Source organism: Pseudomonas sp. S3_A09, from assembly GCF_054668065.1.
On record NZ_CP162752.1, the window covers coordinates 4,365,826 to 4,380,884 of the forward strand.

Here is a 15,059-nt window from a genome sequence, read left to right on the forward strand (position 1 = left end):
TTCAGTCCCAGGATTTCCAGGGAGCTTTGCCAGACTGCCAAAGATCTTCCAGGTAGTGTTTGTCACGCAGCGTATCCATAGGTTGCCAGAACCCCGGGTGTTCGTAGGCCATGAGTTGGCCCTCGGCTGCAAGCTTCATCAGCGGCTCTTGTTCCCAGGTTGTGCTGTCGTCCTCCAGGTACTGGAGAACCGTGGGGCTCAAGACGAAGAAGCCGCCGTTGATCAGCGCGCCATCTCCTTTGGGTTTTTCCTTGAAGTTCAGCACTTGGCCTTTCTGGATATCCAGTGCGCCAAAACGGCCGGGGGGGAACGTTGCGGTGAGCGTTGCCGCCTTGCCATGTGCCTTGTGAAAGGCCAGGGTCGCGCTGATATCAAGATCGCTGACACCATCGCCATAAGTGAAGCAAAAGGCTTCTTCGTCCTTGACGTAGTCGGCGACACGACGCAGGCGACCGCCAGTCATGGACTCGTCGCCAGTATCGACCAGGGTGATGTTCCAGTCTTCAGCACGTTGGTCGTGCACTTTCATGGTGTTGTCGCGCATGTTGAACGTGACGTCGGACATGTGCAGGAAGTAGTTGGCAAAATACTCCTTGATCACATAGCCCTTGTAGCCGCAGCAGATAATGAAGTCATTGATGCCATGCGCGGAGTACATCTTCAGGATGTGCCAGAGGATGGGTTTGCCGCCGATCTCGACCATGGGTTTGGGGCGCACGCTGGTTTCTTCGCTTAGCCGTGTTCCCAGGCCACCGGCCAAAATAACTGCTTTCATGCTGTCTCCGGGTCAATTCGAGCTTACAAAGGCATCAGAATGGAAATGTTTGAGGGGCAGGCCAGCCTGTGTCAGCATCTCGCGCGCCGTATGGATCATGGCTTCAGAGCCACAGGCATAGACCGAGGTATCGGCCAGGTCAAGGTTTTCTGCAAGGACGGCCTGTTGAACGTATCCGGTGGCGCCTGGCCAGTGTTTACCCGCGCGTGAAAGCACGGGGCGGTAAGTCATGCCCAGCGTCGGGAAGTCAGGGAGCCAGTACAAGTCGTTTTCCGTACGCCCCCCCCAATAAACGTAAACGCGCTTGCCGATGAGGGGTTCGGATTTACTCGCCAAGGCTTCGAGCATGGCCTTTACGGGGGCGATCCCGGTACCTGTCGCCATGAACACCAAGTTTGTAGTGCTGGCGTTACGCAGGCAGAAGGTGCCAAGTGGGCCTTCCAGCCTCAGCAGGTCATTGACTTGGGCTTCACCAAACCAATACTGGCTCATCACTCCATCAGGTACTTGGCGGATATGCAGTTCGAGCTTGGCATCCTCGCGTACGGCGTTGGCAATCGAATAACTGCGGCGCACACCGTCTTTGCCTATGACGTCGATGTACTGCCCAGGAAGGTAGAACAGCGCGCTTTTGGGCGGTGTCCTGAGGACGACCCGTACCACGTCGTCCGCTAGGCGCTCCAGTGTATCGAGGCGGCAAGGCATGGTTTTGATCTGGATGTCGGCCAGCAAGCCCAAGTCTTCGATATCCAGTTCAACATCAGTCAACGCTGCTCGGCAGCACGTCAGGATGGCGCCGTTGGCACGCTCTTCGTCCGTAAGGGCGAGTTCTGGTTGCATCACCTCTGTATCACCCTGGAGCACGTTGGCCTTGCAGACGCCGCAACGACCGGTACGGCAGCTGTATTCCAGTACGGTACCTTGTGACTTTGCACACTCCAGAAGGCTTTTGCCGGATTCACCCGTGAATGACTTGTGGTTCGACAGCGTGACAATAGACATGCGTCAGGCACCACGCTCAACGTTGACGTCACAAGGATTCAATTCATCCCCTGACATGTGGGGAGCGGTGCACCTCTGCCCGAAGCTTTTGATACCCATGTACGTTTACATCTCCTGTCGTCATTACGCCGAACGTCATACCGCATTCAACGCGCAGACTACACCCCTGATGAGGGGCATTTTTAGTAGAGTTCAAAGCGGATAGAAGCAACCAGCGCTAACGCCCCACCGTTGAATCGCATACATAACAAACGGCAACATCGCAGTGAGTTGCCGTGTATTTAATAGTGAACGACCCGATGAGGCTTGCACTGTGTCGACCGGCGTTTAAGTTCGCATTGCGGCCGGGCTGCCCATAAGTGGCGGCAATTCTACCTGTTTGGGACCTTAACTGGAAATGCAGGATGGACGAGGCCTGAGCAGGCCGTCTCACTGGCCTTGCGGGTTGCGGTCATACTCTGTAACCCACCCGTTTTTGACTCCTACCCAACATCACCTAAGTTTGGGAGGCAGCTTAGGAAAGCTGCTTTTCCCTCATCGATGTCATGGAGCGTCACCAATGCAAAACACCTACATCTGCGCCCTTATCTTCGCGTTTCTCACCAGCATCTCCGCTACGACCACCGCAGCCCCTTCCATCAAGCCCGAAGCCCCAACCCCTATCGCCACTCAGATGTCCAAGGCCGAGCAATCCGCCAAGGTCAACCTGAACGCCGCCGATGCCGAAACCCTGCGCCGTGATCTCTTCGGCATCGGGGCTGCCAAGGCCAGGGCGATCGTTGCGTATCGCGAAAGCAATGGGCCGTTCACGGCGGTAGATGAGTTGTTGGAAGTGAAGGGGATTGGTAAGGCTTTGCTGGAGAAGAACCGCGAAAGGCTGGTGATCAATTAAGTCAGGCGAGAAAGCCGGTCACTGACCGGCTTTTTCACGCGTTGAAACCTGGGTTTTCAAACGCGCGCGCGCAACCTCCAAGATTCGCATAGCCAATGCCGGATCTTCGACACTCCTGGCGAGCACCAATGCTCCGACCAGCGTCGACATCATCACCAGGCTTTGTTCATCACTCCGTCCATCCGCTAAAGCCGTATCAATCTGCTTTAGCCGCGCGTCGAGTACTGCGTCCGTCGTTGTACTGTGCTGGCCCCTTAGGCCGAGTTCGGAGGACATGGTAGGCAGTGGGCAGCCTTGGTCCGGAGACGTCATGTGCCATTTCGAGAGGTAACTGTCGATAAAGGCTTCCAGCGGCCGCTCCTGGCTGAACAGCATTTCGCAATGAGCATCCAGCTCTGCCGCAGCCGCCTGCAGCGCCTTCTCCACCAACTCATCCTTGGATTTGAAGTGCGCATAAAACCCACCATGCGTCAGGTTCAGCGCCTTCATCAATGGCTGTAAACCAGTCGCGCCGATGCCGTCGCGTCGAAAGCGTACGGAGGCTTCCTTGATGATGCGTTGATGGGTCTGGGCTTTGTGGTCGGGTGAGTAACGCATGGGACGGCCTCAGTGACAGGTTGGCATTCTAACCAACTTGAATCTTTTTACACATCTGCACGTTGGCATGAAACGTGATTACCTAAACGTAAAAGATTGTTCAACAATCGTGAGGTGACCATGACGCTCAGCTTGTCATTAGCCGACCAGATTGCCTTGGAGCTTCGCGCTGACATCATCGGTGGGCGGCTGCTACCAGGCATGCCGTTGATCGAAGTGGAGCTGGTGAAAGCCTATAACGCATCGCGCAATACCATCCGTGAAGCGTTGCACCGTTTAGGGCAAGAAGGCTTGACCCGTTATGTGCGCAACAAGGGGGTTATGGTGCGGCGGCTGGAGTGTGAGGAAGTGCGTGACTTATTTGTCGTTCGTCGCACCCTGGAACTGCAGGCCATCGCCCAGAGTGGTCCTCTGACAGAAGCCCAATCCGAACGCATGCAAAACGCCATCGACGCCACCACCCTGGCCCGTGAGCGCGAAGACTGGCGGGCGGTCGCCACCCACAGCCTGATGTTTCATCAGCAGATCGTAGGGTTGATGCGCAGCCCTTTGTTCGATGAGTTTTTTGCCCAGGTCATCGCCCAGTTGCGTCTGGTGTTCTGCGCTGCGCCTGATGAGCAACGCTTCCAATCGCCGTGGTTGGAGCGTGATCGTGAGATTTACACGTTATTGGTCCAGCAGGATAAACCGGCGGCAGGGGAGGCGATGAGCCTGTACCTGGATGACTCGGAACGCGTGTCCCTGGCCCTGTTCAACCATCCCTGATCGAGGATCTGCACCATGTACAAAGACTATCCGGCCGCTTATCAGGTCAGTAAAGGTTCGGCGCTGCAGGTCGATGCGGCGTTTTACGAGCGCATTCGTGATCGAAAAGATCAACGGCGCTTGATTGAGGCGTTTGAGGTGCCGATTCGCACGGGCAGGGCGTGGAAGGTGCCGGCCGGGCATGTCTTCCGTGTGACCACGCCAGTCGGTCCGCAGGTGGGGGACTTCAACGTGTGGAACGCCAATGACCCCCGCGAGCGTTTGTGGGCGGCGCGTACGCGTCAGTTACAGGGCGCGCATGTCAGCACTCATGACCGGCTGTGGTCGAACCTGCCATTTCTGCGGCCTTTGGTGACGATCACCGATGACAGCCTGGCCGGTTACGGCATCGATGAGCACGGCGGGCGTCTGCATGACTTGCTCGGTACGCGTTGCGATCCCTATGTGAACCGCATGCTCACCGGCGAAGACTTTCACCACCATTGCCATTCGAACCTGACCCGTGCAGTTTTGCCCCACGGTCTGACGGAATTCGACGTGCATGACGTGCTGAATATTTTCCAGTGCACGGGCCTCAATCACGACGATATGTACTTCATGAAAGCCTGCCCGGCGCAGAAGGGCGATTACCTGGAGTTTTTTGCCGAGATTGATTTGTTGTGCGCGCTGTCGACGTGCCCGGGTGGGGATCTGTCGTTGCCGATGTGGGGGCCGGATGCACAGGACCCGCTGACGGTATGCCGCCCGCTGGGGGTTGAGGTCTATACGTTGGAGGATGAGCTTCTGAGCGGTTGGAGTCAGCCCGAACGTGCTGCCTATAAGGGGCAGCACGGGTTGCATATTGCCAAGGCGTCCTGGGAATAGCCCAAGGTTCAGCGATCCTGCGCGTCCTTGGCATCCGCCTGGGCATTGCGCTCGGCCACGCGCTTGCGTTGTTCGTCGGTGAGTTCGACTTTGTTGGCGCTGTCGCGCAGCATCATCAGCCCACCGACGATCGACCCGATCGCAACTACCATAATCAACCACGCATACCACGGCATAAGGCTCTCCTTGAGGCAGATTGCCGTGGGAGAACTTTCCCACGGGAATAACTGCTTTGAGTGACGGGCTTTCTCACTAGTTCAGTGTAGGCCCGTTCTGCCTCTCAGTAGATCAGAGCCCGGTCAACATCGCATCTGCCGGTGCATCGGCGCGGTCTTGCGCAGTCATCTGGAAGTAGGCGAATCCCACCACCATGAAGCCCAGGAAGATCAGCCCGATCAGCGCGTTGAACCACGCCATAGCTACCAGGCACACCACCGCCAGTACCAGCGCAATACCCGGCACGATCGGGTAGCCTGGTGCGCGAAAGGTGCGTTCCAGCAGCGGTTCGGTCTTACGCAGTTTGAACAGACTGAGCATGCTCATGATGTACATCACAATGGCACCGAACACCGCCATGGTGATCATCGCTGCGGTCAGTGTCATGCCGCCCAGGTTGATCAGGCCATCGCTATAGATAGCCGCGATGCCGACCACGCCACCGGCGATAATTGCGCGGTGGGGTGTCTGAAAACGCGACAGTTTGGCGAGGAAAGACGGCAGGTAACCGGCGCGGGCCAGGGCGAAGAACTGACGCGAGTAGCCGAGGATGATGCCGTGGAAGCTTGCCACCAGGCCGAACAGGCCGATCCACACCAACATGTGCAGCCAGCCTGAGCTGTCGCCGACCACGGCTTTCATGGCTTGCGGCAAGGGGTCGTTGATGTTGGACAGGGTGCGCCAATCACCCACGCCGCCAGCAAAGAACATCACGCCCATGGCCAGGATCACCAGGGTCAGGATGCCGCTGATGTAGGCCTTTGGAATGGTGCGCTTCGGATCTTTCGCTTCTTCAGCAGCCATGGCCGCGCCTTCGATGGCGAGGAAGAACCAGATGGCGAAAGGGATCGCGGCAAACATGCCGGCAATCGCGGGTGCGCCAAAGGTGTCTGAGCCGGCCCAGCCGTTCAGGGCGAAGTTGCTGAAGCTGAATGCAGGTGCGACGACGCCCATGAACACCAGCAACTCGGCGACGGCGAGCACACACACCACCAGTTCAAAGGTGGCGGCGAGTTTGACGCCGAGGATGTTCAGGCCCATGAACACGATATAGGCGCCCACGGCTGCGTGTTTCGGATCGAGTGCGGGAAACTGCACATTGAGATAGGCGCCGATGGCCAAGGCGATTGCAGGCGGTGCGAAAACGAACTCAATCAAGGTCGCGAGCCCGGCGATCAAGCCGCCTTTCTCACCAAAGGCACGGCGGCTGTAGGCAAAAGGGCCGCCAGCATGAGGAATGGCGGTGGTCAGTTCAGTGAAACTGAAGATGAAACAGGTGTACATCGCGGCGACCATCAATGAGGTCACCAGAAAGCCCAGGGTCCCTGCGACGCCCCAGCCATAGCTCCAGCCGAAGTATTCGCCGGAGATCACCAGCCCGACGGCGATGCCCCACAAGTGCAGGGTGCCTAAAGTGGGTTTGAGTTGTGTGTTCATCGTGTTGCTCTCCCTGAACCGTTTGGAATGATTCAAGGTGTTGCAGCGGACATGCCAGGCTGAGAATCATTGTCGTAAAGCGGAGCAAGTGTCGTGCGTGGGATGGTTTAGTGTTTGAATTTTTCCAGCCTTGCACCAGTTGAGTGCGGTGGGGTTGCAACTGCCGTCATCGCGGGCAAGCCCGGCTCCCACAGGTTGACCGCATACCGATGTGGTAGCCGGGCTTGCCCGCGCTGAGGCCTTTCTAACGGCTAATCCCCCCTGTAAACCCCGCATAAACCCACTCTTTACGCCGTCTTTACGCCCCACCCACCCCCTCGCTCTCGTTCCTTTACACCACTCCTGCCGACAATTGCGCCACACGCGGCACTCGCCGCTAAACGGAGAGACTTCCATGAGCGTTCTGGACGGGGTGTCACTGCTATTGGCCGTGGCGCTGTTCATTTATTTGCTGGTTGCGCTGTTACGCGCGGATCGGACCTAGGAGCAGGCCATGCACAGTTATGACTATTGGCTGATCATTGCCTTCTTTGCGGTGGTGCTGGTGCCGGCTCCGTTCCTGGGGCGGTTCTATTACAAGGTGATGGAAGGGCAGCGCACCTGGCTCACGCCGGTATTCGGCCCGGTGGAGCGCGCCTGTTATCGCCTGTCGGGCGTGAACGAGCATCAGGAACAAAGCTGGCAGAAATACATGCTGGCCTTGCTCGCCTTCAACCTCGCGGGCTTTTTGCTGTTGTTCTCGATCCTGGTGTTCCAGGACTATCTCCCACTGAACCCGCAGAAATTGCCGGGTCAGGAATGGACTTTGGCCTTCAACACCGCGGTCAGTTTCATGACCAACACCAACTGGCAGTCCTACAGCGGTGAAGCGTCCCTGAGCTACCTCAGCCAGATGGCCGGCCTGACCGTGCAGAACTTCGTCAGTGCCGCCACCGGCCTGGCAGTCCTGGTCGCTCTTTGCCGTGGGATTGGTCGCAAATCGGCTCAGACCTTGGGCAACTTCTGGGTTGATATGACCCGTGCCACCCTCTACGGCCTGCTGCCGTTGTGCCTGGTGCTGGCGTTGTTCCTGGTGTGGCAGGGCGTTCCGCAAACCTTCGCCCACTATGTCGATGCCGTCACCCTGCAAGGCGTGGATCAAGTGATCCCTCTGGGCCCCGCAGCCAGCCAGATTGCGATCAAGCAATTGGGCACCAATGGCGGTGGCTTCTTTGGTGTCAACTCGGCGCACCCGTTTGAAGACCCGACTGCCTGGGCCAACCTGTTCGAAGTGGCATCGATCATCCTGATCCCGGTGGCGCTGGTGTTCACCTTCGGCCACTACGTCAAAGACCTGCGCCAAAGCCGCGCGATCCTCGGCTGCATGCTGGCGCTGTTCCTGATCGGCGGCGCGACCTCGTTGTGGTCTGAATACCAGCCCAATCCGACCCTGAACAACCCAGCCGTGGAGCAGACCGCTCCATTGGAAGGTAAGGAAGCACGCTTCGGCACCACCGGTACGGTGTTGTGGTCGGTGACAACCACCGCGGCGTCCAACGGTTCGGTCAACGGCATGCAGGACAGCCTCAGCCCCCTCAGCGGCATGGTTGCGCTGGTCAACATGATGGTGGGCGAGGTGATCTTCGGCGGCGTCGGCGCCGGTATGTACGGCATGTTGCTCAACGTGTTGATCGCCGTGTTTCTCGCCGGTCTGATGATCGGTCGCACCCCGGAATACCTGGGCAAGAAGTTGCAGGCCAAGGAAGTGCAATTGCTGGTGGTGACCTTGCTGGTGATGCCGGTAGGTGTGCTGGTACTCGGTGCCATCGCCGCTAGCCTGCCAGGCCCGGCCGGTGCCATCAGTAACCCCGGCCCCCACGGTTTCAGCCAATTGCTCTATGCCTACACCTCGGCCAGTGCCAACAACGGTTCGGCGTTCGGCGGCTTCAGCGCCAACACCCCGTTCCACAACCTGATGCTGGGCTTGGGCATGTTGATCGGCCGCTTCGGCTACATCCTCCCGGTACTGGCGCTGGCCGGCAGCCTGGCGATGAAGAAGACCGCACCGATCGGCCAGAACAGCTTCCCGACCCATGGCCCGCTGTTCGTGACCCTGTTGACCGTGACCATTTTGCTGGTGGGCGGCCTGAGCTTCCTGCCGACGCTGGCACTGGGCCCTATTGCTGAACACATGAGCATGGGCTTCTAAGGGGATATGAAAATGAATATGCCTGCAAAAAACGCGGCTCCGGTGCAAACCCAGGAACCCGCCAAAACCGCCATCTCCGCCCTGTGGCGCCCGGCGCTGGTCCAGGCTTTCGTCAAGCTGGATCCCCGCCAACTGCAACGCTCGCCGGTGATGCTGGTGGTCGAACTGACCGCGATCCTCACCACCGTGTTGTGCTTCGTGCCCGATACCACCGTGCCAACCTATGTCGCCGTGCAGATCGCGGTGTGGCTGTGGTTTACCGTGCTGTTCGCCAACTTCGCCGAAGCCTTGGCCGAAGGGCGTGGCAAGGCGCGTGCCGACAGCCTCAAGGCCGGCAGCGAAGGCCTGAGCGCTCGCCGCAAGGAGGCCGATGGCAGCTTCAAGGTCGTGCCGGCCACCAGCCTGCGCAAAGGCGATGTAGTGCGCGTCGCCGCCGGGGAAATGATCCCCGGTGACGGCGAAGTCATCGAAGGGATTGCGGCGGTCAATGAAGCCGCGATCACCGGTGAGTCCGCACCGGTGATCCGCGAGTCCGGCGGCGACCGTTCGGCCGTCACCGGTAACACCCGGCTGGTGTCGGACTGGCTGTTGATCCGCATCACCGCCAACCCTGGTGAGTCGACCCTCGACCGCATGATCGCCCTGGTGGAAGGTGCCAAACGCCAGAAAACCCCTAACGAAGTCGCGCTGGATATCCTGCTGATCGGCCTGACCCTGATCTTCCTGCTGGTGGTGGTGACCCTGCAGCCGTTCGCCCATTTCGCCAGCGGCAGCTTGCCCCTGGTGTTCCTGGTCGCACTGCTGGTGACGCTGATTCCTACGACCATCGGCGGCTTGTTGTCGGCCATCGGTATTGCCGGCATGGACCGCCTGGTGCGCCTCAATGTGATCGCCAAGTCCGGCCGTGCCGTGGAAGCGGCAGGTGACGTGCACGTGTTGCTGCTGGACAAGACCGGCACCATCACCTTCGGAAACCGTCGGTGTGCGGCGGTGGTCGCGGCGCCTGGCGTCAGCGGCAAGGAAGTGGCCGAGGGCGCGTTGTTTGCCTCCCTGGCGGATGACACTGCGGAAGGCAAATCCATCGTCGAATACCTGCGCGCCTTGCACCCTCAGGCCGAACCTTCTGCGGATGAGCTGACCGCCGTGCCGTTCAGCGCGGAAACCCGGTTGTCCGGTGTCGACTACCAGGGTCGTGTGTTCCGCAAAGGCGCGGTGGATTCGCTGTTGGCGTTTATCGGTCAGCCACGCCGCGACTTGCAACCGGCACTGTCGCGGGAAATCGACAAGATTGCCCAAAGCGGCGGCACCCCGTTGCTGGTGTGTGCTGATGGCAAGTTGCTCGGTGCGATCCACCTCAAAGACGTGGTCAAGCCCGGCATCCGTGAGCGTTTCGCCGAGCTGCGCAAACTGGGCATTCGCACCGTGATGGTCACCGGCGACAACCCGCTGACCGCCGCTGCGATTGCTGCTGAAGCGGGCGTGGACGACGTGCTGGCCGAAGCCACGCCGGAGAAAAAACTCGCGCGCATTCGCCATGAACAAAACGACGGTCGCCTGGTGGCAATGTGCGGCGACGGTGCCAACGACGCCCCGGCGCTGGCCCAGGCCGACGTCGGCATGGCAATGAATGACGGCACCCAGGCCGCTCGCGAAGCCGCCAACATGGTCGACCTCGACAGTGACCCGACCAAACTGTTGGATGTGGTGCAGATCGGCAAGGAATTGCTGGTGACCCGTGGCGCGCTGACCACCTTTTCCATCGCCAACGACGTGGCCAAGTACTTCGCGATCCTGCCGGCACTGTTCGCCTCGATCTATCCGCAACTGGGCGCGCTCAACGTGATGCACCTGCAAAGCCCACAGAGCGCGATTCTCTCGGCCATCGTGTTCAACGCGTTGATCATTGTGGTGCTGATTCCATTGGCGCTGCGCGGTGTGCGTGTGCAAGCGGCGAGTGCGGCGGCGCTGCTGCGTCGCAACCTGCTGATCTACGGGGTGGGCGGGATCCTTGTGCCGTTCGTGGGGATCAAGGCGATCGACATGCTACTGACTGCGTTGCACCTGGTTTGACCCGAATCCTGCGGGTACCCGATGGGTGCCCACAGGTTGCAATGACCGAATTGAGGAATCCGAAATGTCCAACATGATCCGTCCGGCCCTGAGCCTGCTGGTGCTCATGACCCTGATCACTGGCGTTGCCTACCCACTGGTGGTGACCGGCGTCGCCCAGGTCGCCTTCCCGGGCCAGGCCAATGGCAGCCTGGTGCGCGACGACAGTGGCAAGGTGCGCGGCTCCAGCCTGATCGCCCAGGATTTTACCGGCGACAGCTGGTTCCACCCACGTCCATCGGCCGGCGCTTTCGCGACGGTTTCCAGCAGTGCCAGTAACCTTGGCCCCAGCAACCCGGCGCTGGCGACGCGCATTTTTGATGACGCGAACAAGCAGTGGGTGCGCAGCCAAGGGCCGGTGCCTTTGGCGTCGCTGACTACCTCTGGCAGCGGTCTTGATCCACACTTGCCACCACAGGCGATTGCCTATCAACTGGCGCGGGTGGCGGCGGCGCGGAATGTGCCGGTGTCGACCCTGCAGCGGTTGCTCGATGAGCATATCGAAAGCCCGCTGGTGGGCCCGCCGGTGGTGAACGTGCTGGCGCTGAACATGGCGCTGGAAAAACTCTGAACCTCCTGTGGGTGCGGGCTTGCTCGCGAAAGCGATGTATCAGCCAATGTATTTGTTACTGATAGACCGCTTTCGCGAGCAAGCCCGTTCCCACATTGGATCTTCAGTGGGCCCGAATACTTGAATACCTGAAGGAACCCCCAAGCATGAGCGACTCCGGCCGCGCCGATGCCCTGCTAGCCGATCTGCCCCGGGACGGCCGTGGCCGACTCAAAGTATTCCTCGGTGCTGCACCCGGTGTGGGCAAGACCTACGCCATGCTCCAGGCCGCGCACACCCAGCTGCGCCAAGGCGTGAAGTTGATCGCTGGTGTGGTCGAAACCCACGGCCGCGCCGAGACCGAAGCCTTGCTCAGCGGCTTACCGCAGCAACCCTTGCTGCGCAGCGAATACCGCGGCGTGATGCTCGAAGAAATGGACCTCGACGGCCTGCTTGCCGCCAAGCCCAGGCTGGTGCTGGTGGACGAACTGGCCCACAGCAACGCGCCCGGCAGTCGCCATGAAAAGCGCTGGCAAGACATCCAGGAATTGCTCGCTGCCGGCATCAACGTATTCACCACGGTCAACGTCCAGCACCTGGAGAGCCTCAATGACCAGGTACGCGGCATTACCGGCGTGCAGGTGCGCGAAACCCTGCCGGACTGGGTGTTGCAAGAGGCCGACGAACTGCTGCTGATCGACCTGCCGTCCCGCGAGCTGCTGGAGCGTCTGCGCGACGGCAAGGTCTACGTGCCGGAGCAGGCCCGCGCGGCCATCGATGCGTTTTTCACCCAGACCAACCTCATGGCCTTGCGTGAGCTAGCGATGCAAACCGCCGCCGCCCACGTCGATGACGATTTGGCCCAAGGCTATCGCCAGCTCGGCCAGGCCGCGCCGGCGGTGCGCGGTCGCCTGCTGGTGGGGGTGGATGGTGATGCGCAGGCCGAGCGCCTGGTGCGCCATGCCAGCCGCGTCGCGCAGCGTCGGCATTTGCCGTGGAGCCTGGTGCATATCGATAACGGCCGCGCGCGGGACGAGCAGTTTCGCTTGCGCTTGCAGAATGCCCAGCAACTGGCCGAGCGTCTGGGGGGCGAGGTGGTGTTGCTGCGGGCGGGGGAGGTGGCCAAAACCCTGATCCAGCACGCCGCCGAGCGCCGTGCCAGCCTGGTGCTGGTCGGCCAGTCACGAATGCGTTGGCGTCGCCGACTGTTCGGTGGTGGCCTGGCCGCGCGTTTGCTGCGTAATGCGCGTGGCTTGGAAATCAACGTGCTCGACAGCGATGATATCCCGGCACCGCCAAGGTTGCCCGATGTGCGTGGGCTGGTGTGGTTCGACTATGCGCTGGCGGTCGTGGCGACGGTGGTGGCGGCTGCGGTGGCGTGGGCAGTGTCCAGCGTCCTGCCGCTGCCGAATATCTCGCTGGTGTTTCTCGCCGCTGTGTTGCTGGTGGCGGTGCGCAGCAGCCTGGGGCCATCGCTGGTGTGTGCGGCGTTGTCGTTCCTGACCTATGACTTTCTGTTCATTCCGCCGAATTTTTCTTTCTCGATTCAACGCGAAGAGGACGTGCTGACCCTGTTGTTCTTCCTGTTGATGGCGGCGTTGACCGGCAACCTGGCCGCGCGTCAACGCCGGCAGTTGCAGGCGTTGCGCGATACCCAGGAAGAAACCAGCGAACTGCTCGACCTGTCACGCAAACTCACCGCTGCTACTGATCGTCAGGCGGTGGTCAGCGCCGCTGCGCATCACTTGGAAGGCTGGAGCGACCTGGACCTGTGCCTGGTCAATCGCGATGGGCAGGGTGGTTGGACGATCGAGACCGGCGGCCCGCTGACGCTCACCGAAGCCGAGCGCGCCGCGGCTGATTGGGCTTGGCAACATGACCAGCCGGCGGGCATGGGCACCGGTACCTTGCCGTTCGGGCGTTGGTGGTGGTGGCCGTTGTCGGGCGAGGAGGGCCCGCTGGGGTTGCTGGGCGTCAGTCCCAAGCCTGGACTGGAGTTAAGTGGGCAACGCCGTCGCTTGCTCACCGCCTTGAGCCAACCGCTGGCCCAGGCTTTGGCGCGGGCGCAACTGGCCCAGGAGTTGGAGTCTGCCAGGCTGCACGGTGAGACCGAGCAACTGCGCAGTGCCTTGCTGGCGTCGGTGTCCCACGATCTGCGCACGCCCTTGACCTCTATGCGCGGCAGCATCGATAGCCTGCTGGCGCTCGGTGAGGCCATTCCATTGGAGGACCGCCGCGAGTTGCTCGAAGGCACACGTGATGAGGCCGAACGTCTCGATAGGTACATCCAAAACTTGCTGGACATGACGCGCCTCGGCCACGGCGCGTTGAAACTGGCGCGGGATTGGGTGTCGCCAGGCGATATTGTCGGCAGTGCCCTCGGCCGTCTGCGTGCGGTGCTGGCACCGTTAAAGGTGAGTACCGACGTGCCCGCTGAGCTGCCATTGTTGTATGTGCACGCCGCGTTGATCGAACAAGCGCTGGTCAATGTGTTGGAAAACGCCGCGCGCTTTTCGCCGCCGCAAGGCCGCTTGCAGTTGAGTGCCGGCGTGTCGGATAACCAGTTGTTTTTCGCCGTGGCCGATGAAGGACCGGGTATTCCCGAGGAGGAGCGCGCAAAGATTTTCGACATGTTCTACACCGCCGCCCGAGGCGATCGCGGCGGGCAGGGCACAGGACTGGGCCTGGCGATCTGTCAGGGCATGGTCGGTGCCCATGGTGGGCATATCAGCGTGGCCGACGGGATCGACGGGCGTGGCACCTGCATCACCTTGTTCCTGCCTTTGCCGACACAACCTGGCCTGGAACGCGAGGCATGAGCTACCCTGTTTTCTTCACGGATTTTGATGGGACACCATGAGCCAGACCGCGACGATTTTGGTCATTGATGACGAGCCGCAGATCCGCAAATTCCTGCGCATCAGCCTGGCCTCCCAGGGCTACAAAGTGATAGAGGCCGGCACCGGCAACGAAGGTCTGGCCCAGGCGGCGCTGAGCAAGCCGGACTTGCTCGTGCTCGACCTTGGCCTGCCGGACATGGACGGGCAGCAGGTGCTGCGCGAGTTTCGCGAGTGGTCGACGGTGCCGGTGTTGGTGCTGTCGGTGCGGGCCAGTGAAGGGCAAAAGGTCGAGGCGCTTGACGGCGGAGCCAATGATTACGTGACCAAACCCTTTGGCATCCAGGAGTTTCTCGCCCGGGTGCGCGCGCTGCTGCGTCAGGCTCCAGCAGGGGAAGCCCAGGAAGCGGCCTTGCGTTTTGGTCCGCTGACCGTGGACCTGGCCTATCGCCGTGTGCTCCTGGACGGTGCCGAAGTGGCGCTGACCCGCAAGGAATACGCGGTGCTGGCCCAATTGGCGCGGCATCCGGGGCGGGTGATTACCCAGCAGCAATTGCTCAAAGATATCTGGGGGCCGACCCATACCGAAGACAGCCACTATCTGCGGATCGTGGTGGGGCATCTGCGGCAGAAGTTGGCGGATGATCCTACACAGCCACGGTTTATCGTGACTGAGGCGGGGGTGGGTTATCGGTTGCTGAGTGCCTAGATTTTTGGCGTCTGGCAGGGCCTCTTCGCGAGCAAGCCCGCTCCCACACTTGAACGAGTTCCGCCTTTGAAATGCGGTCGAATGCGGGAGCGGGCTTGCTCGCGAAGAAGCTATCAGC

At 60.6% G+C, this 15,059-nt stretch carries 14 protein-coding genes; 9 read left to right on the plus strand and 5 right to left on the minus strand.

Going from position 1 to position 15,059, the window contains the following annotated elements:
- Nucleotide 1: 1 nt before the first annotated feature.
- Together rfbF and AB4N92_RS20320 are read right to left on the minus strand one after the other, a co-directional pair.
- Nucleotides 2–775 carry a glucose-1-phosphate cytidylyltransferase gene (gene rfbF, locus AB4N92_RS20315; protein ID WP_010211927.1) on the minus strand — a complete coding sequence of 258 codons (774 nt, stop codon included), beginning with the start codon at nt 773–775 and terminating at the stop codon, nt 2–4.
- 12 nt (nt 776–787) lie between these two features.
- Nucleotides 788–1,777 (minus strand): FAD-binding oxidoreductase, encoded by a 990-nt coding sequence (locus tag AB4N92_RS20320; RefSeq protein ID WP_047541566.1) that lies wholly within the window; start codon nt 1,775–1,777, stop codon nt 788–790.
- Nucleotides 1,778–2,336: 559 nt separating this feature from the next.
- On the opposite strand from AB4N92_RS20320, the gene AB4N92_RS20325 reads away from it, so the two are divergent.
- A complete protein-coding gene (locus AB4N92_RS20325) occupies nt 2,337–2,669 on the plus strand; it encodes a ComEA family DNA-binding protein (protein WP_010211925.1) in 333 nt (110 codons plus the stop codon).
- 18 nt (nt 2,670–2,687) lie between these two features.
- Here the strand turns inward: AB4N92_RS20325 and AB4N92_RS20330 are convergent, their stop codons facing one another.
- Nucleotides 2,688–3,266, minus strand: a complete 579-nt coding sequence (locus AB4N92_RS20330) for a TetR/AcrR family transcriptional regulator (protein ID WP_236267656.1) — start codon at nt 3,264–3,266, stop codon at nt 2,688–2,690.
- A gap of 120 nt (nt 3,267–3,386) precedes the next feature.
- Between AB4N92_RS20330 and AB4N92_RS20335 the strand changes: the two genes are divergently transcribed.
- The gene (locus tag AB4N92_RS20335) at nt 3,387–4,031 is read left to right on the plus strand and encodes a GntR family transcriptional regulator (protein ID WP_029529202.1); all 645 of its coding nucleotides are present in this window, start codon (nt 3,387–3,389) and stop codon (nt 4,029–4,031) included.
- Between the two features lie 15 nt (nt 4,032–4,046).
- Nucleotides 4,047–4,895: an urea carboxylase-associated family protein gene (locus AB4N92_RS20340; protein WP_010211920.1), complete on the plus strand. Its 849-nt coding sequence runs from the start codon at nt 4,047–4,049 to the stop codon at nt 4,893–4,895.
- An 8-nt stretch (nt 4,896–4,903) separates the two neighbouring features.
- Here AB4N92_RS20340 and AB4N92_RS20345 read toward each other — a convergent pair whose 3' ends face one another.
- Both AB4N92_RS20345 and eat read right to left on the minus strand, forming a co-directional pair.
- Nucleotides 4,904–5,071 (minus strand): DUF2897 family protein, encoded by a 168-nt coding sequence (locus AB4N92_RS20345; RefSeq protein WP_003172675.1) that lies wholly within the window; start codon nt 5,069–5,071, stop codon nt 4,904–4,906.
- A gap of 112 nt (nt 5,072–5,183) precedes the next feature.
- Nucleotides 5,184–6,548, minus strand: coding sequence for an ethanolamine permease (gene eat, locus AB4N92_RS20350; RefSeq protein ID WP_236267655.1), 1,365 nt, complete (start codon nt 6,546–6,548; stop codon nt 5,184–5,186).
- Nucleotides 6,549–6,942: 394 nt separating this feature from the next.
- Between eat and kdpF the strand changes: the two genes are divergently transcribed.
- From kdpF to AB4N92_RS20380, 6 genes are all read left to right on the plus strand, one after another.
- Entirely contained in the window at nt 6,943–7,032 is a 90-nt protein-coding gene (gene kdpF / locus AB4N92_RS20355; protein ID WP_010211917.1) for a K(+)-transporting ATPase subunit F, read from the plus strand.
- Between the two features lie 9 nt (nt 7,033–7,041).
- Entirely contained in the window at nt 7,042–8,736 is a 1,695-nt protein-coding gene (gene kdpA, locus AB4N92_RS20360; protein ID WP_236267642.1) for a potassium-transporting ATPase subunit KdpA, read from the plus strand.
- A gap of 12 nt (nt 8,737–8,748) precedes the next feature.
- Entirely contained in the window at nt 8,749–10,806 is a 2,058-nt protein-coding gene (gene kdpB / locus AB4N92_RS20365) for a potassium-transporting ATPase subunit KdpB (RefSeq protein WP_010211913.1), read from the plus strand.
- Nucleotides 10,807–10,870: 64 nt separating this feature from the next.
- Nucleotides 10,871–11,416 (plus strand): potassium-transporting ATPase subunit KdpC, encoded by a 546-nt coding sequence (kdpC, locus tag AB4N92_RS20370; protein WP_045791171.1) that lies wholly within the window; start codon nt 10,871–10,873, stop codon nt 11,414–11,416.
- A 146-nt stretch (nt 11,417–11,562) separates the two neighbouring features.
- Nucleotides 11,563–14,214: a sensor histidine kinase gene (locus tag AB4N92_RS20375; RefSeq protein WP_021490934.1), complete on the plus strand. Its 2,652-nt coding sequence runs from the start codon at nt 11,563–11,565 to the stop codon at nt 14,212–14,214.
- 37 nt (nt 14,215–14,251) lie between these two features.
- Complete coding sequence (locus AB4N92_RS20380) at nt 14,252–14,941, plus strand: response regulator (protein WP_010211910.1); 690 nt, start codon at nt 14,252–14,254, stop codon at nt 14,939–14,941.
- The last annotated feature ends 118 nt before the right edge of the window (nt 14,942–15,059 follow it).

What these genes read in the sequence shown, in the direction of transcription:
- kdpF (WP_010211917.1), top strand. Translation starts at nt 6,943, where the DNA reads ATGAGCGTTCTGGACGGGGTGTCACTGCTATTGGCCGTGGCGCTGTTC.
- AB4N92_RS20345 (WP_003172675.1), bottom strand. Translation starts at nt 5,071, where the DNA reads ATGCCGTGGTATGCGTGGTTGATTATGGTAGTTGCGATCGGGTCGATC.
- rfbF (WP_010211927.1), bottom strand. Translation starts at nt 775, where the DNA reads ATGAAAGCAGTTATTTTGGCCGGTGGCCTGGGAACACGGCTAAGCGAA.
- AB4N92_RS20330 (WP_236267656.1), bottom strand. Translation starts at nt 3,266, where the DNA reads ATGCGTTACTCACCCGACCACAAAGCCCAGACCCATCAACGCATCATC.
- AB4N92_RS20380 (WP_010211910.1), top strand. Translation starts at nt 14,252, where the DNA reads ATGAGCCAGACCGCGACGATTTTGGTCATTGATGACGAGCCGCAGATC.
- AB4N92_RS20375 (WP_021490934.1), top strand. Translation starts at nt 11,563, where the DNA reads ATGAGCGACTCCGGCCGCGCCGATGCCCTGCTAGCCGATCTGCCCCGG.
- AB4N92_RS20320 (WP_047541566.1), bottom strand. Translation starts at nt 1,777, where the DNA reads ATGTCTATTGTCACGCTGTCGAACCACAAGTCATTCACGGGTGAATCC.
- AB4N92_RS20340 (WP_010211920.1), top strand. Translation starts at nt 4,047, where the DNA reads ATGTACAAAGACTATCCGGCCGCTTATCAGGTCAGTAAAGGTTCGGCG.
- kdpB (WP_010211913.1), top strand. Translation starts at nt 8,749, where the DNA reads ATGAATATGCCTGCAAAAAACGCGGCTCCGGTGCAAACCCAGGAACCC.
- eat (WP_236267655.1), bottom strand. Translation starts at nt 6,548, where the DNA reads ATGAACACACAACTCAAACCCACTTTAGGCACCCTGCACTTGTGGGGC.
- kdpC (WP_045791171.1), top strand. Translation starts at nt 10,871, where the DNA reads ATGTCCAACATGATCCGTCCGGCCCTGAGCCTGCTGGTGCTCATGACC.
- AB4N92_RS20325 (WP_010211925.1), top strand. Translation starts at nt 2,337, where the DNA reads ATGCAAAACACCTACATCTGCGCCCTTATCTTCGCGTTTCTCACCAGC.
- kdpA (WP_236267642.1), top strand. Translation starts at nt 7,042, where the DNA reads ATGCACAGTTATGACTATTGGCTGATCATTGCCTTCTTTGCGGTGGTG.
- AB4N92_RS20335 (WP_029529202.1), top strand. Translation starts at nt 3,387, where the DNA reads ATGACGCTCAGCTTGTCATTAGCCGACCAGATTGCCTTGGAGCTTCGC.